The organism is Streptomyces sp. NPDC098101 (genome assembly GCF_044760185.1).
In the GTDB taxonomy this organism is placed as follows: domain Bacteria; phylum Actinomycetota; class Actinomycetes; order Streptomycetales; family Streptomycetaceae; genus Streptomyces.
Genome location: NZ_JBIWAS010000003.1, coordinates 236411 through 256804, shown reverse-complemented (window position 1 = coordinate 256804; position 20394 = coordinate 236411). Strand labels below are relative to the sequence as shown.

Annotated in this window: 17 protein-coding genes; 1 reads left to right on the top strand and 16 read right to left on the bottom strand. The window is 71.4% G+C overall.

Translation table 11 applies throughout. The annotated features are described in order from the left end of the window. Positions 1 to 30: 30 nt before the first annotated feature. Positions 31 to 1371: a peptidase gene (locus ACIQVI_RS14095; protein ID WP_403595188.1), complete on the bottom strand. Its 1341-nt coding sequence runs from the start codon at positions 1369 to 1371 to the stop codon at positions 31 to 33. A gap of 290 nt (positions 1372 to 1661) precedes the next feature. Between ACIQVI_RS14095 and fahA the strand changes: the two genes are divergently transcribed. Continuing rightward, positions 1662 to 2888: a fumarylacetoacetase gene (fahA, locus tag ACIQVI_RS14090; protein ID WP_403595185.1), complete on the top strand. Its 1227-nt coding sequence runs from the start codon at positions 1662 to 1664 to the stop codon at positions 2886 to 2888. Positions 2889 to 2903: 15 nt separating this feature from the next. On the opposite strand, the gene ACIQVI_RS14085 is transcribed toward fahA, so the two are convergent. The 15 genes from ACIQVI_RS14085 to ACIQVI_RS14015 form a co-directional block, all read right to left on the bottom strand. Continuing rightward, complete coding sequence (locus ACIQVI_RS14085; RefSeq protein WP_403595182.1) at positions 2904 to 3728, bottom strand: carbohydrate-binding protein; 825 nt, start codon at positions 3726 to 3728, stop codon at positions 2904 to 2906. A 41-nt stretch (positions 3729 to 3769) separates the two neighbouring features. Next, positions 3770 to 4690 carry a helix-turn-helix domain-containing protein gene (locus tag ACIQVI_RS14080; RefSeq protein ID WP_403595179.1) on the bottom strand — a complete coding sequence of 307 codons (921 nt, stop codon included), beginning with the start codon at positions 4688 to 4690 and terminating at the stop codon, positions 3770 to 3772. Positions 4691 to 4823: 133 nt separating this feature from the next. Continuing rightward, positions 4824 to 6488 carry an NADH-quinone oxidoreductase subunit NuoN gene (gene nuoN, locus ACIQVI_RS14075; protein WP_403595176.1) on the bottom strand — a complete coding sequence of 555 codons (1665 nt, stop codon included), beginning with the start codon at positions 6486 to 6488 and terminating at the stop codon, positions 4824 to 4826. Continuing rightward, positions 6485 to 8056, bottom strand: coding sequence for an NADH-quinone oxidoreductase subunit M (locus ACIQVI_RS14070; RefSeq protein ID WP_351969379.1), 1572 nt, complete (start codon positions 8054 to 8056; stop codon positions 6485 to 6487). Before ACIQVI_RS14070 ends, nuoN begins: the two co-directional genes overlap by 4 nt. Before the next feature lie 5 nt (positions 8057 to 8061). After that, a complete protein-coding gene (gene nuoL, locus ACIQVI_RS14065; RefSeq protein WP_403595172.1) occupies positions 8062 to 9954 on the bottom strand; it encodes an NADH-quinone oxidoreductase subunit L in 1893 nt (630 codons plus the stop codon). A 10-nt stretch (positions 9955 to 9964) separates the two neighbouring features. Beyond that, positions 9965 to 10264, bottom strand: a complete 300-nt coding sequence (gene nuoK, locus ACIQVI_RS14060; RefSeq protein WP_030208826.1) for an NADH-quinone oxidoreductase subunit NuoK — start codon at positions 10262 to 10264, stop codon at positions 9965 to 9967. Continuing rightward, a complete protein-coding gene (locus ACIQVI_RS14055; RefSeq protein ID WP_351969381.1) occupies positions 10261 to 11157 on the bottom strand; it encodes an NADH-quinone oxidoreductase subunit J in 897 nt (298 codons plus the stop codon). The genes nuoK and ACIQVI_RS14055 overlap by 4 nt, the downstream gene beginning before the upstream one ends. After that, positions 11154 to 11765 (bottom strand): NADH-quinone oxidoreductase subunit NuoI, encoded by a 612-nt coding sequence (nuoI, locus tag ACIQVI_RS14050; RefSeq protein WP_351969382.1) that lies wholly within the window; start codon positions 11763 to 11765, stop codon positions 11154 to 11156. Before nuoI ends, ACIQVI_RS14055 begins: the two co-directional genes overlap by 4 nt. After that, positions 11740 to 13131 (bottom strand): NADH-quinone oxidoreductase subunit NuoH, encoded by a 1392-nt coding sequence (gene nuoH, locus ACIQVI_RS14045; protein ID WP_351969383.1) that lies wholly within the window; start codon positions 13129 to 13131, stop codon positions 11740 to 11742. Before nuoH ends, nuoI begins: the two co-directional genes overlap by 26 nt. Continuing rightward, complete coding sequence (locus ACIQVI_RS14040) at positions 13128 to 15623, bottom strand: NADH-quinone oxidoreductase subunit G (RefSeq protein ID WP_403595167.1); 2496 nt, start codon at positions 15621 to 15623, stop codon at positions 13128 to 13130. The genes nuoH and ACIQVI_RS14040 overlap by 4 nt, the downstream gene beginning before the upstream one ends. Beyond that, positions 15620 to 16972 carry an NADH-quinone oxidoreductase subunit NuoF gene (gene nuoF, locus ACIQVI_RS14035; RefSeq protein ID WP_351969385.1) on the bottom strand — a complete coding sequence of 451 codons (1353 nt, stop codon included), beginning with the start codon at positions 16970 to 16972 and terminating at the stop codon, positions 15620 to 15622. Before nuoF ends, ACIQVI_RS14040 begins: the two co-directional genes overlap by 4 nt. Continuing rightward, a complete protein-coding gene (nuoE, locus tag ACIQVI_RS14030; protein ID WP_351969386.1) occupies positions 16969 to 17787 on the bottom strand; it encodes an NADH-quinone oxidoreductase subunit NuoE in 819 nt (272 codons plus the stop codon). Before nuoE ends, nuoF begins: the two co-directional genes overlap by 4 nt. Next, complete coding sequence (locus ACIQVI_RS14025; protein WP_351969387.1) at positions 17784 to 19106, bottom strand: NADH-quinone oxidoreductase subunit D; 1323 nt, start codon at positions 19104 to 19106, stop codon at positions 17784 to 17786. The genes nuoE and ACIQVI_RS14025 overlap by 4 nt, the downstream gene beginning before the upstream one ends. Further along, positions 19103 to 19834: an NADH-quinone oxidoreductase subunit C gene (locus tag ACIQVI_RS14020; protein WP_403595162.1), complete on the bottom strand. Its 732-nt coding sequence runs from the start codon at positions 19832 to 19834 to the stop codon at positions 19103 to 19105. Before ACIQVI_RS14020 ends, ACIQVI_RS14025 begins: the two co-directional genes overlap by 4 nt. Then, the gene (locus ACIQVI_RS14015) at positions 19831 to 20385 is read right to left on the bottom strand and encodes an NADH-quinone oxidoreductase subunit B family protein (protein ID WP_030208804.1); all 555 of its coding nucleotides are present in this window, start codon (positions 20383 to 20385) and stop codon (positions 19831 to 19833) included. The genes ACIQVI_RS14020 and ACIQVI_RS14015 overlap by 4 nt, the downstream gene beginning before the upstream one ends. Positions 20386 to 20394: the final 9 nt, after the last annotated feature.

The window sequence follows — 20394 nt, the reverse complement described above, 5'->3', positions numbered from 1 at the left end:
GCGCGCGTACGGGGGATCCGGTCCGGTGCCTTACGCCTGCGTGCCGGCCTTGCGGCGGCGGGCGACGACCACCGCGCCGGCGCCGAGGGCGACGGCCCCGGCGGCGGCCAGGCCGAGCTGCGGCAGGACGTCGTTGGCGCCGGTGGCGGCGAGGGTGCCGTTGTTCACCGGGGTGGAGGACGAGCCGCCCTGCTGGGTGGTGTTGGTGTTCCCGGTGCTCCCGGTGGAGGGCGCCGGGGCGGGCGTCGAGGTCGACGGCGACGGGGTCGGGGTCGGGGTCGGGGTCGGCTTCGGCTTGTCGCCCTTGGCGAGGATGTCGAAGCCGACGTGCGCGCCGTCCAGGGCCATGCCGCAGGAGCCGTCGTTGTTCTCGTACTCGGCGTAGGCGAAGGCCATGCCCTGGCCGGCCGGGGAGTCGGCGGCGGGCGTGAGGCGCAGCTTCACGTCGTAGTGGGCGCCCTTGGCGAGCTTGCCGACCTCGATGGACTCGAACTCGTCGGAGACCGGGGTCCATTCGAGGACGTCGGCCGAGGACCACTCGACGGGGATGGACCACTTCGTGAAGTCGGTGTCCTCGTCGATGTCCTCGCCGGGGAGGATGAGCCGCGAGGCGTTGGCGTAGACGTCGACGAGGTCCAGGGTCCGGTCCGAGGCGTTGGTGACGCGCATCGAGAAGACGGCGGGCTGCCCGGCGGTGATGGTCTCCGGGCCGCTCAGGTCGATCCGGACGGCGTCGTCCTCGACGCACTCCGAGAGCTCCTCGAAGTCCTCCAGGTCCTGCTCCGCCTGGGCGAGCTCCTCCTCGGCGAGGACGATGTCCCTGCGGAGCAGCTCGGCCTTCCGCGCGAGGGCGACGCGGGCGTCGTCGCAGGCGGTCCGGGCCTTCCCCAGGCGCAGGTCGGCGGCGGTCTTGGCGGTGACGGCGTCCTCGGCGGCCTTCTTCGCGTCGGCGAGGTCCTTCTCCGCGAGCTTCCGCTCCTCCTCGGTGGAGGCCTCGGTGAGCGCGTCCAGCGCCGCCTGGGCCGTGACCACCTTCTGGTCGGCGGTCTTCTTGGCCTCGTCGGCGAGCTTGACGGCCTCCTGGGCGGCGAGGAACTCGGCCTTCAGGGCCGGGTCCATCGTGTCGTCCTTGAGGTCCTTCAGGACCTGCTTGCGCTCCGCCTCCAGGGCGTCGAGCTTGGCCTGCGCCTTGGCGACGGCCTCCACCAGCTCCTGGTGCGTCGGCGGCTTGTCGTCCTCGTTCTGGGCGGGCTTCTGCGTCGACGCGGGCGACGGCTTGGTGTCGGCGAACGCCGGCGCGGCGGACAGGAACACGACCGGGGTGGTCACGGCGGCGGCCACGGCGGTCGCGAGAATGCGACGGATCTTCACAGTGCGGGACCTTTTTCCTGGTCAGGGAAAGATGAGGGAAGGGCGGGCGCGCACCTGCGGGCTGCTTCACGCGGCGCGATACCACCGTGATCGTAGGGCCGGGAAAGCCCCGGTGGGAGGCCCGTTTCCGCAGCTCGGACCCGGTGGACGAGGCCGGTGGGCACCCAAAGGGCACGAACGCGGACAGTTGCCCACGGAGGCCGCACTTTCCGTGTGATCCATGTCATCAGCGCCCGGCGGCCCGACCCGTAACGTGTCCCCCACACCCGTGGAAAGCGAGGCAGGTACCGATGTCCGAGCACAGCCCGCTCGACCTGGCCGAGGGCGACCCCTTCGGCCCGCACAACCTCCCGTACGGCGTCTTCTCCACCGCCGAGGAGCCCGACCGGCGCCGGCTCGGCGTCCGGATCGGCGGGTACGTGCTGGACGCGGGGGCCGCGGCGCACGCGCTCGGCTCCCCCTACGCGTCGCTCCTGGCGCAGCCCAGCCTGAACCCGCTGCTCGCCGCCGGGCGGACCGCCTGGCGCGACGTCCGCCGGGCGCTCACCGCCTGGGTGACGGTCCCGGCACACCGGGCGGACGTCGAGCCGCTGCTCCACCCGCTGGACGCGGTGACGCTGCACCTGCCGTACGAGGTCGCGGACTACGTCGACTTCTACGCGAGCGAGCACCACGCGACCAACGTGGGCCGGATCTTCCGCCCCGACGGCGACGCGCTCACCCCCAACTGGAAGCACCTGCCGATCGGTTACCACGGACGCGCGGGCACGGTCGTGGTCTCCGGCACCGACGTCGTGCGCCCCTCCGGGCAGCGCAAGGCGCCCGCCGACCCGGCCCCGGTCTTCGGGCCGTCGGTGAAGCTGGACATCGAGGCGGAGGTCGGCTTCCTCGTCGGCACCCCCTCGGAACTGGGCAAGCCGGTCCCGCTCTCCGACTTCCGCGAGCACGTCTTCGGTCTGACGCTGCTCAACGACTGGTCGGCGCGGGACGTGCAGGCCTGGGAGTACGTGCCGCTCGGCCCGTTCCTCGGCAAGTCGTTCCAGACGTCGGTGTCGGCGTGGGTGACGCCCCTGGAGGCCCTGGACGCGGCCCGCACCGCCCCGCCCGCGCGGGACTTCCCGCTCCTGCCGTACCTGGACGACGCGGACGAGGAGGAGCGGGGCGGCTTCGACGTGCGGATCACCGTCGAGATCAACGGCGAGGTGGTGGCCGAGCCGCCGTTCTCTTCGATGTACTGGACGGCGGCCCAGCAGCTCGCCCACATGACGGTGAACGGCGCGTCCCTGCGCACGGGCGACCTGTACGGCTCCGGGACGGTCTCCGGGCCGGAGGTGAACCAGCGCGGTTCGCTCCTGGAGCTGACCTGGAACGGGCGGGACGCGCTCGAACTGTCCGGCGGCAAGCGGACGTTCCTGGAGGACGGCGACGAGGTCGTCCTCACCGCGTGGGCGCCGGGCCCGGACGGCACCAGGGTCGCCCTGGGCGAGGTCCGGGGCCGGATCGTGCCCGCCGCCTGACCGCCGGACGGTCCGTCAGACGGCCCTCCAGAGGGCGGGGACGTTCGGCGGCTGCCAGCCGGGCTGGGCGGTGTGCGCCTGGAGGCAGGTGTACCGCGCCCCGCCGTACGTGACGACGTCCCCCGCCTTGTAGGCGGTGCCGACCGCCCAGCTGCCCCCCGGCGGCTGGGTGGTCGGGGTGGGCGTCGGCGTCGGGCCGGGGTTCTGGGGCACGTTGAGGACGAAGTCGAAGGCGGCCTCGCGCGCCCCGCCCGCGTCCCGCACGGTCATCAGCAGCCGGGGGTCGAAGATGCTGTCGGTGTTGTTGCGGGGCTCGCCCGGGAAGTACAGCTGCGTGGTGAGCACCGGGCGGCCGGGGGCCTGCACCTTGACGTGGAGGTGGCGGGTGCGGCCCGGGTAGAGGCCGGGCACGATCGTGGTGAGCTTGAAGGAGCCGTCGGCGCCGGTGAACTGGTGGCCGCGGAAGCGGAATCCGGTGTTGTCGTAGGCGCCGTTGGTGTCGGCCTGCCAGAAGTCGAGCAGGACGCCGGATATCGGCCGGCAGGCGAGCCCGAAGACGTAGCCGCTGACGGTGAGCCGGACGCCGGGGGTGTTGGACTCCAGGAGGCTGGAGCGCAGCGGGGAGTTGGGCTTGAAGTACGGGCCCTCGATCTGCTCCGGGGTGGGGTCGTCGCCGTCGTCGCACGCGGGGGTGAGCGCGGGCGTCTGCCCGCTCTCCGTCAGGGTCCGGGCGAGCGCGGGGACGCCCATGAGCACGGCGGGCGCCGCCATGCCGGCCGCGAGCGCGGCCCGCAGGACGGTCTTGCGGCTGACGTGCCCGGTGCTGGTCTCGTGGTCCATGTGCCTGGCTCCTCGGGTGGGGGGCTGGGATCGGCACGAACCTAGGGGCCCGCGGCACCGGGTTCGATGGACGGAACGCGGCGGTCGTGGTCTTTTCGGAAGCGCCCCGGGCTGCGGCCGACCTCCCTGCGGAAGAACCGGCAGAAGTAGGCGGCGTCCTCGAACCCGACCCGGGCGGCCACCTGCCGCACGGGCAGTCCGGTGGCGACGAGCAGCCGCTGCGCCTCCCGCACCCGCTCCTGGCGGAGCAGCGCGGCGGGGGTGCGGCCGGTGGCGGCCCGCACGACCTCGGTGAGGTGCCCGGGGGTCACCCCGATGCGCTCGGCGCACTCCCGTACGGAGAGCCCGGCGGTCCCGGCGGTGCGGGCGAGCCGCAGGAAGTCGTCGGCCAGGCCGGGCGGCGGCGGTGCGGTCCCTCCTCCGCCGGGCAGCCGGGCGGCCCGTACGAGGAGGACGTGGAGCAGGGACCGCAGCACTCCGGCGAAGCCGTCGGCCCCGTGCCGGTACTCCTCGGCCAGGTCGCCGAGGAGCCGGCTCGTGCGCTCGTGGGTGGCGGCGTCGAGGTCGACCCAGGGCCGCTCCCCGAGCCGCCGCAGCAGCTCCTCGTCGTCGGGTCCGCCGACCAGGAACTCGGGCGTGAAGAGGACGAGCGACCCTTCGAGCCCGCGCACGCCCTCCCAGTGGTGCACCTGGCCGGGCAGGATCACCCCGAGCTGCGGCGGCCGCACCTCGTACCGGTCCAGGTCGAGCACGTGGACGCCGCTGCCCTCGGTGACGTGCACGATCTCGTAGAAGGTGTGCCGGTGAGGGTACGCGGCCCGCGACATCGGGCCCATCGCGTCGAATCCCCCGGCGGCGAAGGGCACCCGGTCGGGCAGGCGCAGTTCGAGCCGGTGCACGGGCGGGTCGCCGTCCCTCGGGGCGGCGCAGGGCGCTCCGGGTAAGACCGTGGTGCCGCGCATGGAACCATCCCTCCAGGACTGGTACAGACCATTGGGTGCGGCTCCCACGATGACACGGCGTCCGGCGGGGGTGAAGTGCGCCGAAGGGCCCGGCTCCTGGGGAGCCGGGCCCTTCGCGCGCGTCCGTCCGGGGCTACCGCACGAACACGCTCGCCTGGTTCGCCAGGTCCAGGAAGTACTGCGGCGCGAGGCCGAGGACCAGGGTGACCGCCACGCCCGCCGTGATGGCGATCGTGGTGAAGGCCGAGGGGACGGCGACCGTGGGGCCGTCCGCCTTGGGCTCGCTGAAGAACATGAGCACGATGACCCGGATGTAGAAGAAGGCCGCGATCGCCGAGGAGAGCACGCCGACCACCACGAGGACGCCCGCGCCGCCCTCGGCCGCCGCCTTGAAGACCGCGAACTTGCCGGAGAAGCCGGAGGTCAGCGGGATGCCGGCGAAGGCGAGCAGGAAGACCGCGAAGACCGCCGCGACCAGCGGCGAACGGCGGCCCAGACCGGCCCACTTGGAGAGGTGGGTGGCCTCGCCGCCCGCGTCGCGGACCAGGGTGACGACGGCGAAGGCGCCGATCGTCACGAAGGAGTAGGCGCCCAGGTAGAAGAGGACGGAGGAGATGCCGTCGGGGGTGGCGGCGATGACGCCCGCGAGCAGGAAGCCGGCGTGCGCGATGGACGAGTACGCCAGGAGCCGCTTGATGTCGGTCTGGGTGATGGCGACGATCGCGCCGCCCAGCATGGTGAGGATCGCGACGCCCCACATGACCGGCCGCCAGTCCCAGGTGAGGCCCGGGAGCACCACGTAGAGCAGGCGGAGCAGCGCGCCGAAGGCGGCGACCTTGGTCGCGGCGGCCATGAAGCCGGTGACCGGGGTCGGGGCGCCCTGGTAGACGTCCGGGGTCCACATGTGGAACGGCACGGCGCCGACCTTGAAGAGGAGCCCCATGAGGACCATGGCGAAGCCGATGAGGAGCAGCGCGTCGTTCCCCATGGTGTCGGCGAGCGCCGGGTTCACCGAGGTGACCGTGCCGTCGACGACGTCGGCGATCGTGGCGTACGAGACGGAGCCCGAGTAGCCGTAGAGCAGGGCGATCCCGAAGAGCAGGAAGGCCGAGGAGAAGGCGCCGAGCAGGAAGTACTTGACGGCCGCCTCCTGCGACATCAGCCGCTTGCGGCGGGCGACGGCGCACAGCAGGTACAGCGGGAGGGAGAAGACCTCCAGGGCGATGAAGAGCGTCAGGAGGTCGTTGGCCGCGGGGAAGACCAACATGCCCGCGACGGCGAAGAGGGCGAAGGGGAACACCTCGGTGGTGGTGAACCCGGCCTTGACCGCCGCCTTCTCGTGGTCGCTGCCGGGCACGGCGGCGGCCTCGGCGGCGAAGGAGTCGACCCGGTGGCCGTGGTCGGCCGGGTCGAGCCTGCGCTCGGCGAAGGTGAAGACCGCGACGATCGAGGCGAGCAGGATGGTGCCCTGGAGGAAGAGGGCGGGTCCGTCGACCGCGATGGCGCCCATGGCCGCGATGTGGGCCTTGGTGGAGCCGTAGCCGCCGGCCGCCAGGCCGACGACGGCGGCGAAGGAGGCGGCGAGCGCGAGGACGCTCAGGAAGACCTGGGCGGTGTAGCGGCCCTTGCGGGGCACGAAGGCCTCGACGAGGACGCTGAGGACGGCGGCGCCGACCACGATGAGCACGGGCGCGAGCTGCGTGTACTCGATGTGGGGCGCCGGGATCTTCTCCAGCGGCTCGACGGCGGCGGTCGTCCACAGGCTGTGGACGGAGGATGCGACAGCGGGAGCACTCACTTGGCCGCCTCCACTTCTGGCTGGGGGTCCTTCTGCTGGACGTCGGACATGGTGTGCCGCACCGCCGGGTTGACGACGTCCGTCAGCGGCTTCGGGAAGACCCCGAGGAAGATCAGGACGGCGATCAGCGGGACGACCACGGCCAGCTCGCGCGGCCGCAGGTCCGGCAGCTTCCGGACCTCCTCCTTCACCGGCCCGGTCATCGTCCGCTGGTACAGGACGAGGGTGTAGAGCGCGGCGAGGACGATGCCGGTGGTGGCGATGACGCCGGCCACCGGGTAGCGGGCGTAGGTGCCGACCAGGACCAGGAACTCGCTGACGAACGGGGCGAGTCCGGGCAGCGACAGGGTCGCGAGGCCGCCGATCAGGAAGGTGCCGGCGAGCACCGGCGCGACCTTCTGCACGCCGCCGTAGTCGGCGATGAGCCGCGAGCCGCGCCGGGAGATCAGGAACCCGGCGACCAGCATCAGGGCGGCCGTCGAGATGCCGTGGTTGACCATGTAGAGCGTGGCGCCGGACTGGCCCTGGCTGGTCATCGCGAAGATGCCCAGGACGATGAAGCCGAAGTGCGAGATGGACGCGTAGGCGACCAGGCGCTTGATGTCCCGCTGGCCGACGGCGACGAGCGCCCCGTAGACGATGCTGATCAGGGCGAGGACGACGATCGCGGGCGTGGCCCACTTCGAGGCCTCGGGGAAGAGCCCGAGGCAGAAGCGGAGCATCGCGAAGGTGCCGACCTTGTCGACGACGGCGGTGATGAGGACGGCGACCGGGGCGGTCGCCTCCCCCATCGCGTTCGGCAGCCAGGTGTGCAGCGGCCACAGCGGCGCCTTCACCGCGAAGGCGAAGAAGAAGCCGAGGAACAGCCAGCGCTCGGTGCTGGTCGCGATCTCCAGGGAGCCGTTGGCCCGGGCCCCGGCGATCTCGGTGAGCGAGAAGTTCCCCGCGACCACGTACAGGCCGATGACGGCGGCCAGCATGATCAGGCCGCCGACCAGGTTGTAGAGGAGGAACTTGACGGCCGCGTAGGAGCGCTGGGCCGCCGCGTTCTCGTCGGAGCCCGCGTGGGCCCGGTCCCCGAAGCCGCCGATGAGGAAGTACATCGGGATGAGCATGGCTTCGAAGAGGATGTAGAAGAGGAAGACGTCGGTGGCCTCGAAGGAGAGGATCACCATCGCCTCGACCATGAGGATCAGGGCGAAGAAGCCCTGCGTCGGCCGCCAGCGCTTGGACGAGGTCTCCAGGGGGTCGGCGTCGTGCCAGCCCGCCAGGATCACGAACGGGATCAGCAGCGCGGTGAGCGCGATCAGCGCCACCCCGATGCCGTCCACGCCCAGCTCGTACCGGACGCCGAAGTCCTTGATCCAGGCGTACGACTCGGTCAGCTGGTACCGCTCGCCGCCCGGCTCGAACCGGGCGAAGACGATCCCGGCGAGCACGAGCGTGGCGAGCGAGACGAGCAGCGCCAGCCACTTGGCGGCGGTGCGGCGGGCGGCGGGCACGGCGGCGGTCAGGATCGCACCGACCGCCGGCACCGCTGCCGTCACCGTAAGGAGCGGGAAGGACATGACAGTTACACCGCCCTCATCAGCAGGGTCGCGGCGATCAGCACCGCCGTACCTCCGAACATGGAGACCGCGTACGAGCGGGCGTAGCCGTTCTGGAGCTTGCGCAGCCGGCCGGAGAGCCCGCCGACGCTCGCCGCGGTGCCGTTGACCACGCCGTCCACCAGGGAGTGGTCGACGTAGACGAGCGAGCGGGTGAGGTGGGTGCCGCCCGTGACGAAGACGGCGTGGTTGAAGTCGTCCTGGAGCAGGTCGCGGCGGGCCGCCCGGGTGAGCAGCGAGCCGCGCGGGGCGACCACCGGGACGGGCCGGCGCCCGTACTGGAGGTAGGCCAGGCCGACGCCGATCACCATGACGGCGACGGTGCAGGCGGTGACGGCCGCGGCGCCGATCGGCGGGTGGCCGTGCGCGTAGCCGGTGACCGGCTCCAGCCATTCGACGAACCCGGCGAACTCGAAGACCGCGCCCCCGGCGACCGATCCGACGGCCAGCAGCACCATCGGGATCACCATGGTCCTGGGCGACTCGTGCGGGTGCGGCGGGTTGCCGTTCTCGTCGGGCTGCCAGCGCTTCTCGCCGAAGAAGGTCATCAGCATCACGCGGGTCATGTAGTACGCGGTGATGGCCGCGCCGAGCAGGGTGACCGCGCCGAGGATCCAGCCCTCCGCGCCGCCCTTCGCGAACGCCGCCTCAATGATCTTGTCCTTGGAGAAGAAGCCGGACAGACCGGGGAAACCGATGATCGCCAGGTAGCCGAGGCCGAAGGTGACGAAGGTGACCGGCATGTACTTCCGCAGGCCGCCGTACTTCCTCATGTCGACCTCGTCGTTCATGCCGTGCATGACCGAACCGGCGCCGAGGAAGAGCCCGGCCTTGAAGAAGCCGTGCGTCACCAGGTGCATGATCGCGAAGACGTAGCCGATCGGGCCGAGGCCCGCCGCCAGGATCATGTAGCCGATCTGCGACATCGTCGAACCGGCCAGCGCCTTCTTGATGTCGTCCTTGGCGCAACCGACGATCGCACCGAAGAGGAGCGTGACCGCGCCGACGACGGTGACGACGAGCTGCGCGTCCGGGGCCGCGTTGAAGATGCCGGCCGAGCGGACGATCAGATAGACACCGGCGGTCACCATCGTGGCCGCGTGGATGAGGGCCGAGACCGGGGTCGGGCCCTCCATCGCGTCCCCGAGCCAGGACTGCAGCGGCACCTGGGCCGACTTGCCGCAGGCCGCGAGGAGCAGCATCAGGCCGATCGCGGTCAGCGTCCCCTGCGAGGTCTGCCCGGTCGCCTCCAGGACCGGCCCGAAGGCGAAGGTCCCGAAGGTGGTGAACATGATCATGATGGCGATCGAGAGGCCGATGTCACCGACCCGGTTGACCAGGAACGCCTTCTTCGCGGCGGTGGCCGCGCTGGGCTTGTGCTGCCAGAACCCGATGAGGAGGTACGAGGCGAGGCCGACGCCCTCCCAGCCGAAGTACAGGAGCAGGTAGTTGTCGGCGAGGACGAGCAGCAGCATCGCCGCGACGAACAGGTTCAGATAGCCGAAGAACCGGCGGCGCCGCTCGTCGTGCTCCATGTATCCGATGGAGTACACGTGGATGAGGGTGCCGACCCCGCTGATCAGCAGGACGAACGTCATGGAGAGCTGGTCGAGCTGGAAGGCGATGTCCGCCTGGAAGCCCTCGACCGGGATCCAGGTGAAGAGCCGCTGGTGCAGGGCCCGCTCCTCGGCCCCCTTGCCGAGCATGTCGGCGAAGAGCGCCAGGCCGATCCCGAAGGAGACGGCCGCGAGGAGCGTGCCGATCCAGTGGCCGACCCGGTCGAGCCGGCGGCCGCCGCAGAGCAGCACGGCCGCGCCGAGCAGGGGCGCCCCGACGAGCAGAGCGATGAGATTTTCCACGGTCAGCCCCTCACAGCTTCATCAGGCTTGCGTCGTCGACCGAGGCCGAGTGGCGGGCACGGAAGACGGACACGATGATCGCGAGCCCGACGACGACCTCCGCGGCGGCGACGACCATCGTGAAGAAGGCGACGATCTGCCCGTCGAGGTTGCCGTGCATCCGGGAGAAGGTGACGAACGCGAGGTTGCAGGCGTTGAGCATCAGCTCCACGCACATGAAGACCACGATCGCGTTGCGCCGGATCAGCACCCCGGCCGCGCCGATGGTGAACAGCAGGGCGGACAGGTACAGGTAGTTGACGGGATTCACCGGTTGGCCTCCTCTTCGTCCCGGTCCCGGCCGAACGCGTCGCGGTCGCGCGCGCCCCGGTCGCGGCCGAGCCGCTCCTCGGAGCGCTGCTCCAGGGCCTTGAGGTCGGCCATGGCCTCGCTGGACACGTCCCGGATCTGGCCCCGCTTGCGCAGGGTCCCCATGACGGTGAGCTCCGCCGGGGTGCCGTCGGGCAGCAGGCCCGCGACGTCCACGGCGTTGTGCCGGGCGTAGACGCCGGGCGCGGGCAGCGGCGGCACGTGCTTCCCCTCCCGGACGCGCTGCTCGGCGAGCTCGCGCTGGGTGCGGGCGCGTTCGGTGCGCTCGCGGTGGGTGAGGACCATCGCGCCGACGGAGGCGGTGATGAGGAGCGCGCCGGTGATCTCGAAGGCGAAGACGTACTTGGTGAAGATGAGGGCGGCGAGGCCCTCGACGTTTCCGCCGCGCGCGGCGTTGGCGGCGCCGAGGCCGGCGAACTCGGTGATCGAGGCGTTCCCGATGCCGGCGCAGAGCAGGACGCCGAAGCCGAGGCCGCAGGCGGCGGCCCACCAGCGCTGGCCCTTGAGGGTCTCCTTCAGGGAGTCCGCGGCCGTGACGCCGACCAGCATGACGACGAAGAGGAAGAGCATCATGATCGCGCCGGTGTAGACGACGATCTGGACGACGCCGAGGAAGTACGCGCCGTTGGCCAGGTAGAAGACCGCCAGGACGATCATGGTTCCGGCGAGGCAGAGCGCCGAGTGGACGGCCCTGCGCATCAGGATCGTGCACAGCGCGCCGACGACGGCGACGGTGCCGAGGACCCAGAACTGGACGGCCTCGCCGGTCGAGGTCGTGTAGGCCGCGAGGGTCTCGGAGGAGAGCGGGGCGAGGGGGGCGAGGTGCGCGCTCACGCGTCCACCTCCTCGTCGGCGCCGTCCTCGGCGTCGTCCTTCTCCCCCTTGGACACGGCGGCCTGACGGACCGTGCCGGGGGCCGCCGCGGTGACGAGGCCCCGGTAGTAGTCCTGCTCGGTCATGCCCGGGAAGATCGCGTGCGGGGTGTCGACCATCTCCTCCTCCAGGCCCGCGAGGAGCTGCTCCTTGGTGTAGATCAGGTTCGCCCGGGAGGAGTCGGCCAGCTCGAACTCGTTGGTCATCGTCAGCGCGCGCGTGGGGCAGGCCTCGATGCACAGCCCGCACAGGATGCAGCGGGCGTAGTTGATCTGGTAGACGCGGCCGTAGCGCTCGCCGGGCGAGTAGCGCTCCTCCTCCGTGTTGTCCGCGCCCTCCACGTAGATGGCGTCGGCCGGACAGGCCCAGGCGCACAGCTCGCAGCCGACGCACTTCTCCAGGCCGTCGGGGTGACGGTTGAGCTGGTGCCGGCCGTGGAAGCGGGGCGCCGTCGTCTTCTGCTGCTCCGGGTACTGCTCGGTCAGCCGCTTCTTGAACATGGCCTTGAAGGTCACGCCGAAGCCGGCCACCGGATTCTGGAAGTCAGACACCGTCCGTCTCCTTTCCATCACTCGCAGTAGCAGTATCGGGGGCGCCACTGACAACGAGGTCCCGGTCTCCCCCATGGCTGGACGCATGGGGGGACCCCCATCGCGGCCTGCGCCGGGGCACGGGCGGCAGGGACTGTCCGGGCTTGGGCGGTACGGGGAAGCCTCCGGCCATCGGGTCGAAGTCCCGGCCCTCCTCGGGCGCGGGCGCCGCCGCCTTCGCCTTCCGGTCGCGGAAGAGGTCGACCACGAAGGAGAGGAGGAGCAGGGCGAGCACGGCCCCGGCCACGTACAGGACGATGTTGGTGAACGCGATGTTCTCGTTGCGCAGCGCCCGGACGGTGGCGACCAGCATCAGCCAGACCACGGAGACCGGGATGAGGACCTTCCAGCCGAGCTTCATCAGCTGGTCGTAGCGGACGCGGGGCAGGGTGCCGCGCAGCCAGATGAAGAAGAACAGCAGCAGCTGCACCTTGAGCACGAACCAGAGCATCGGCCACCAGCCGTGGTTCGCGCCCTCCCAGAAGGTGGAGACCGGGTACGGGGCCCGCCAGCCGCCCAGGAAGAGGGTCACCGTCACGGCCGAGACCGTCACCATGTTCACGTACTCGGCGAGCATGAACAGCGCGAACTTGATGGACGAGTACTCGGTGTTGAAGCCGCCGACGAGGTCGCCCTCGGACTCCGGCATGTCGAAGGGGGCCCGGTTGGTCTCGCCGACCATCGTGATCACGTAGATGATGAACGAGACCGGCAGCAGGATCACGAACCAGCGGTCCGCCTGCGCCTCGACGATCGCCGAGGTCGACATCGACCCGGAGTAGAGGAAGACGGAGGCGAAGGCCGCGCCCATGGCGATCTCGTAGGAGATCATCTGCGCGCAGGAGCGCAGTCCGCCCAGGAGCGGGTACGTGGAGCCGGAGGACCAGCCGGCGAGGACGATGCCGTAGATGCCGACGGAGGCGACCGCGAGGACGTACAGCATCGCGATCGGCAGGTCGGTGAGCTGCATCGTGGTGCGGTGGCCGAAGATCGAGACCTCGTTGCCCGCCGGGCCGAAGGGGATCACGGCGATCGCCATGAAGGCGGGGATCGCGGCGACGATCGGGGCGAGGACGTAGACGACCTTGTCGGCCTTCTTGACGATCACGTCCTCCTTGAGCATCAGCTTGACGCCGTCCGCGAGGGACTGGAGGAGGCCCCAGGGGCCGTGCCGGTTGGGGCCGACGCGCAGCTGCATCCAGGCGACGACCTTGCGCTCCCACACGATGGAGAAGAGCACCGTCACCATCAGGAAGGCGAAGCAGAAGACGGCCTTGACCGCGACGAGCCACCAGGGGTCCGTGCCGAACATGGACAGGTCTTCAGCGGCGAGCGGCACGCTCATGCCTGCACCTCCGTGACGTCGGCGGGGCGCGGGGCCACCGGGCCGATGCGGACCAGGTCGCCCGGGCGGGCGCCGGTGTCGGAGAGGACGCCGCGCCCGGTCGAGTTCAGCGGGAGCCAGACGACGCGGTCGGGCATCTCGGTGACCAGGAGCGGGAGGGCGACGGAGCCGGCCGGTCCGGTGACCTCCAGGACGTCGCCGTCCTTGACGCCGGTGTCGGCGGCGGTGGCGGCGGAGAGCCGGGCGACGGCCGCGTGCCGGGTGCCGGCGAGGGCCGTGTCGCCCTCCTGGAGGCGTCCGAGGTCGAGCAGCAGCCGGTGTCCGGCGAGGACGGCCTCGCCGTCGCCGGTGCGGGGGGCGGGGCGGCCGGGCTCGGTGGGCTCGGTGGCCCGCTCGTGGGTCCAGCCGCCGAGCCGGTCCAGCTCCCGCCGTGCGGCGACGAGGTCGGGCAGGGCCAGGTGGACGTCGAGGGCGTCGGCCAGCATGTGCAGGACGCGGGTGTCGGTCGGGGCGAGCGGCCGGGTCATCTGCTCCGGCTTGAGCGCGGCCTCGAACATCCGGGCCCTGCCCTCCCAGTTGAGGAAGGTGCCGGACTTCTCGGCGACGGCCGCGACCGGCAGGACGACGTCGGCGCGGTCGGTGACCTCGCCGGGCCGCAGCTCCAGGGAGACCACGAAGGCCGCGTCGAGCGCCTCGCGCGCGCGTGCCGGGTCCGGCAGGTCGGCGACCTCGACGCCGCCGACGAGCAGGGCGGCGAGTTCGCCGGTGGCGGCGGCCTCGACGATCCGGTCGGTGTCGCGGCCGTAGCGGGCGGGGAGTTCACGGACGCCCCAGACGGCGGCGACCTCCTCACGCGCGCGGGGGTGGGTCGCGGGCCGGCCGCCGGGCAGGAGCCCCGGGAGGGCGCCGGTCTCGACGGCGCCGCGTTCGCCGGAGCGGCGCGGAATCCAGACGAGCCGGGCGCCGGTGGCGGTGGCGGCGCGCAGGGCGGCGGTGAGCGCGCCGGGCACGCCCGCGAGGCGCTCGCCGACGGCGAGGACGGCGCCCTCCTGGCGGAGGGCCTCGGCGGCGGCGAGCCCGTCGCCGGTGAGGCCGACCCGGGAGGTGAGGGCGTCGAGCCACTCGGTCTCGGTGCCGGGGGCGGCGGGCAGCAGGGTGCCGCCGGCCTTCTCCAGTCCCCGGGTGGCGAACGCGGCGACGGCGTAGGTCCGCTGGCCGTGCTTGCGCCAGGCCTTGCGGAGCCGCAGGAAGACGCCGGGGGCCTCCTCCTCGGACTCCAGGCCGACGAGGAGCACGGCCGGGGCGGCTTCGAGCGAGGTGTACGTGACGCCCGTGCCGTCCAGGTCCCGGCCGTGTCCGGCGACGGCGGAGGCCAGGAAGTCGGCCTCCTCGCCGGAGTGGACCCGGGCCCGGAAGTCGACGTCGTTGGTGTCGAGGGCGACCCGGGCGAACTTGGCGTACGCGTAGGAGTCCTCGACGGTCAGCCGGCCGCCGGCCAGGACGCCGGTGCGGCCGCGCACGAGGCCGCGGGCGGCGGCCTCCAGGGCCTCGGGCCAGGAGGCGGGCTCCAGCTCACCGGTCGCGGCGTTCCGCACCAGCGGGGTGGTGAGCCGGTCGCGCTGCTGGGCGTACCGGAAGCCGAAGCGGCCCTTGTCGCAGATCCACTCCTCGTTGACCTCCGGGTCCTCGGCGGCGAGCCGCCGCATGACCTTGCCGCGCCGGTGGTCGGTGCGGGTGGCGCAGCCGCCGGAGCACTGCTCGCAGACCGACGGCGAGGAGACCAGGTCGAAGGGGCGGGAGCGGAAGCGGTAGGCGGCGGAGGTGAGCGCGCCGACCGGGCAGATCTGGATGGTGTTGCCGGAGAAGTACGACTCGAAGGGGTCGCCCTCGCCGGTGCCGACCTGCTGGAGCGCGCCGCGCTCGATCAGCTCGATCATCGGGTCGCCCGCGACCTGGTTGGAGAAGCGGGTGCAGCGGGCGCAGAGCACGCAGCGCTCGCGGTCGAGGAGGACCTGCGTGGAGATCGGGACGGGCTTCTCGTAGGTGCGCTTGACGCCCTCGAAGCGGGACTCGGCCTGTCCGTGGGACATGGCCTGGTTCTGCAGGGGGCACTCACCGCCCTTGTCGCAGACGGGGCAGTCCAGCGGGTGGTTGACGAGCAGCAGCTCCATCACGCCGTGCTGGGCCTTCTCGGCGACGGGGCTGGTGAGCTGCGACTTCACCACCATGCCGTCGGTGCACGTGATGGTGCAGGAGGCCATCGGCTTGCGCTGGCCCTCGACCTCGACGATGCACTGGCGGCAGGCGCCGGCGGGGTCGAGGAGCGGGTGGTCGCAGAAGCGCGGGATCTCGATGCCGAGCTGTTCGGCGGCGCGGATGACCAGGGTCCCCTTGGGGACGGAGATCTCGATGCCGTCGATGGTCAGCGTGACGAGGTCCTCCGGCGGCACGGCCGGGCCGCCGCCCGTGGGGCCGGACTCGGTGACGGTCATGCGGTCACCTCCTTGTGGTTGTCCGCCCAGGCGGTCGACTTGGCCGGGTCGAAGGGGCAGCCCTTGCCCGTGATGTGCTGCTCGTACTCCTCGCGGAAGTACTTCAGGGAGGAGAAGATCGGCGAGGCGGCGCCGTCGCCGAGGGCGCAGAACGACTTGCCGTTGATGTTGTCGGCGATGTCGTTGAGCTTGTCGAGGTCGGAGAGCTGCCCCTTGCCGGCCTCGATGTCGCGGAGCAGCTGGACGAGCCAGTACGTGCCCTCGCGGCAGGGGGTGCACTTGCCGCAGGACTCGTGGGCGTAGAACTCGGTCCAGCGGGTGACGGCCCGGACCACGCAGGTGGTCTCGTCGAAGCACTGGAGCGCCTTGGTGCCGAGCATGGATCCGGCGGCGCCGACGCCCTCGTAGTCGAGGGGCACGTCGAGGTGCTCGTCGGTGAACATCGGGGTGGAGGAGCCGCCGGGGGTCCAGAACTTGAGGCGGTGGCCGGGGCGCATCCCGCCGCTCATGTCGAGGAGCTGGCGCAGGGTGATGCCGAGCGGGGCCTCGTACTGGCCGGGCGTGGCGACGTGCCCGGAGAGCGAGTACAGCGTGAAGCCCGGGGACTTCTCGCTGCCCATGGAGGTGAACCAGTCCTTGCCCTTGTTGAGGATCGCGGGAACGGACGCGATGGACTCCACGTTGTTCACCACGGTGGGGCAGGCGTACAGACCGGCGACGGCGGGGAAGGGGGGCCGCAGCCGGGGCTGGCCGCGGCGGCCTTCGAGCGAGTCGAGGAGCGCGGTCTCCTCGCCGCAGATGTACGCGCCGGCGCCGGCGTGCACGGTGAGTTCGAGGTCGAGTCCGCTGCCGAGGACGTTCCGGCCGAGGTAGCCGGCGGCGTAGGCCTCGCGGACGGCCTCGTGGAGGCGGCGCAGGACGGGGACGACCTCGCCGCGCAGGTAGATGAAGGCGTGGCTGGAGCGGATCGCGTAACAGGCGATCACGATGCCCTCGATGAGCGAGTGCGGGTTGGCGAAGAGGAGCGGGATGTCCTTGCAGGTGCCGGGCTCGGACTCGTCGGCGTTGACGACGAGGTAGTGCGGCTTGCCGTCGCCCTGCGGGATGAACTGCCACTTCATGCCGGTGGGGAAGCCGGCGCCGCCGCGGCCGCGGAGGCCGGACTCCTTGACGTACGCGATGAGGTCGTCGGGGCTCATCGCGAGGGCCTTGCGGAGGCCCCGGTAGCCCTCGTGGCGCTCGTAGGTCTCCAGGGTCCAGGAGTCGGGCTGGTCCCAGAAGGCCGAGAGGACGGGGGCGAGGAGCTTCTCGGGGCTGCTGTTGTTGATCTCGGCTGCCAAGGTCATCACTTCCCCTCCTGTCCGGAGGTCTCGTCCCGCCCGGCGTCCTCGCCCTGTCCGGAGGAGCTCCGGCCCGGCGTCTGGCCCGGGGGGTTCTGGCCGGGGGACTCGCCGCGCGGGTGGACGATGCGGTGGTGCGGCTGCTCGCCCTTGGCCAGGCGCAGGCCGACGAGGGAGGCGGGGCCCGCGCCGCCGGTGGCCTCGACGGCGCCGGGGCGCTCGTCGGGGAAGCCGGCGAGGATGCGGGCGGTCTCCTTGAAGGTGCAGAGCGGGGCGCCGCGGGTGGGTTCGACGGTCCGGCCGGCCCGCAGGTCGTCCACCATCTTCTTGGCGGACTCGGGGGTCTGGTTGTCGAAGAACTCCCAGTTGACCATCACGACGGGGGCGAAGTCGCAGGCCGCGTTGCACTCGATGTGTTCGAGGGTGACCTTGCCGTCCTCGGTCGTCTCGTTGTTGCCGACGCCGAGGTGCTCCTTCAGTTCGTCGAAGATGGCGTCGCCGCCCATGACCGCGCAGAGGGTGTTGGTGCAGACGCCGACCTGGTAGTCGCCGGAGGGCTTGCGCCGGTACATGGTGTAGAAGGTGGCGACGGCGGTGACCTCGGCGGTGGTGAGGCCGAGGACGTCGGCGCAGAACGCCATGCCGGTGCGGGTGACGTGGCCCTCCTCCGACTGCACGAGGTGCAGCATCGGCAGGAGCGCGGAGCGGGAGTCCGGGTAGCGGGCGACGATGGCCCGCGCGTCCTCCTCCAGGCGGTCGCGGACGTCCGCCGGGTAGCCGGGGGCGGGGAGCTGGGGCATACCCAGGCTGATCTGTTCGGTCATCGGTCGACGCCTCCCATCACGGGGTCGATGGAGGCGACGGCGACGATGACGTCGGCGACCTGGCCGCCCTCGCACATCGCCGCCATGGCCTGGAGGTTGGTGAAGGACGGGTCGCGGAAGTGGACCCGGTAGGGGCGGGTGCCGCCGTCGGAGACGACGTGCGCGCCGAGTTCGCCCTTGGGGGACTCGACGGCCGCGTAGGCCTGGCCGGGCGGGACCCGGAAGCCCTCGGTGACCAGCTTGAAGTGGTGGATCAGGGCCTCCATGGAGGTGCCCATGATCTTCTTGATGTGGTCGAGGGAGTTGCCGAGTCCGTCGGTGCCCAGGGCGAGCTGCGCGGGCCAGGCGATCTTCTTGTCGGCGACCATGACGTCGCCGGGCTCCAGCCGGTCGAGGCACTGCTCGACGATCCGCAGGGACTGGCGCATCTCCTCCAGGCGGATCAGGAACCGCCCGTAGGAGTCGCAGGTGTCGGCGGTGGGGACCTCGAAGTCGTAGTCCTCGTAGCCGCAGTACGGGTCGGTCTTGCGCAGGTCGTGCGGGAGGCCCGCCGAGCGCAGGATCGGTCCGGTGGCGCCGAGCGCCATGCAGCCGGTGAGGTCGAGGTAGCCGACGTCCTGCATCCGGGCCTTGAAGATGGGGTTGCCGGTGGCGAGCTTGTCGTACTCCGGCAGGTTCTTCTTCATGGTCTTCACGAACTCGCGCACGGCGTCGACGGCGCCGGGCGGGAGGTCCTGGGCGAGGCCGCCGGGGCGGATGTACGCGTGGTTCATGCGCAGGCCGGTGATCAGCTCGTACAGGTCCAGGATCATCTCGCGGTCCCGGAAGCCGTAGATCATGATCGTGGTGGCGCCGAGCTCCATGCCGCCGGTGGCGATGCAGACCAGGTGCGAGGAGAGCCGGTTGAGCTCCATGAGCAGGACGCGGACGACGCTGGCGCGGTCCGGGATCTGGTCGGTGATGCCGAGGAGCTTCTCCACGCCGAGGCAGTACGCCGTCTCGTTGTAGAACGAGGTGAGGTAGTCCATGCGCGTGACGAAGGTGGTGCCCTGCGTCCAGGTCCGGTATTCGAGGTTCTTCTCGATGCCGGTGTGGAGGTAGCCGATGCCGCAGCGGGCCTCGGTGACGGTCTCGCCGTCGATCTCCAGGATGAGGCGGAGCACTCCGTGGGTGGACGGGTGCTGGGGGCCCATGTTGACGACGATCCGCTCGTCGTCGGCCTTGGCGGCGGACCGGACGACCTCGTCCCAGTCGCCGCCGGTCACCGTGTAGACGGAGCCTTCGGTCGTCTCGCGGGGAGACGCGTGGGGAGTGGTCACGAGTACGACCTCCGCTGGTCCGGAGCCGGGATCTGGGCGCCCTTGTACTCGACGGCGATGCCGCCGAGGGGGTAGTCCTTGCGCTGCGGGTGGCCCTGCCAGTCGTCCGGCATCATGATCCGGGTGAGGGCGGGGTGGCCGTCGAAGACGATGCCGAAGAAGTCGTACGTCTCGCGCTCGTGCCAGTCGTTCGTCGGGTAGACGGCGACGAGGGAGGGGATCCGGCGGTCGGTGTCCGGGGCCGAGACCTCCAGGCGGATCATCCGGCCGTGGGTCAGCGAGCGCAGGTGGTAGACGGCGTGCAGCTCGCGGCCCTTGTCGTGCGGGTAGTGGACGCCGGAGACGCCGGTACAGAGCTCGAAGCGGAGCGCCGGGTCGTCGCGCAGGGTGCGGGCCACGCGGACGAGGTGCTCGCGCTCGATGTGGAAGGTGAGCTCGTCGCGGTCGACGACCGTCTTCTCGATCGCGTTCTCCGGGAGGAGGCCCTGCTCCTCCAGGGCGCCCTCCAGTTCGTCGGCGACCTCGTCGAACCAGCCGCCGTAGGGGCGGGCGGCCGGGCCGGGGAGCCGGACCGAGCGGACGAGGCCGCCGTAGCCGGAGGTGTCGGCGCCGCTCCGGGCACCGAACATGCCGCGCTGGACGCGGACCTCCTCCCCGTGGTCCCCGCGCTGGCCCGGCAGGTTCTGCGCGCTCAGCTCCTTCTCGGGGTTGGGTGTCTCGTCACTCACCGGAGCAGGCCCTTCAATTCGATGGTCGGCAGTGCCTTGAGCGCCGCCTCCTCCGCCTCGCGCGCCGCCTCCTCGGCGTTCACGCCGAGCTTGGAGGTCTGGATCTTCTGGTGGAGCTTGAGGATCGCGTCGATCAGCATCTCCGGGCGCGGCGGGCAGCCGGGCAGGTAGATGTCGACCGGGACGATGTGGTCGACGCCCTGGACGATCGCGTAGTTGTTGAACATGCCGCCCGAGGAGGCGCAGACGCCCATGGAGATGACCCACTTGGGGTTGGGCATCTGGTCGTAGACCTGCCGCAGGACGGGCGCCATCTTCTGGCTGACCCGGCCGGCCACGATCATCAGGTCGGCCTGGCGCGGCGAGCCGCGGAAGACCTCCATGCCGAAGCGGGCCAGGTCGTACCGGCCGGCTCCGGTGGTCATCATCTCGATGGCGCAGCAGGCGAGGCCGAAGGTCGCGGGGAAGACGGACGCCTTGCGCACCCAGCCCGCGGCCTGTTCGACCGTCGTCAGCAGAAAGCCGCTCGGGAGTTTCTCTTCGAGTCCCATAGGTGCCCC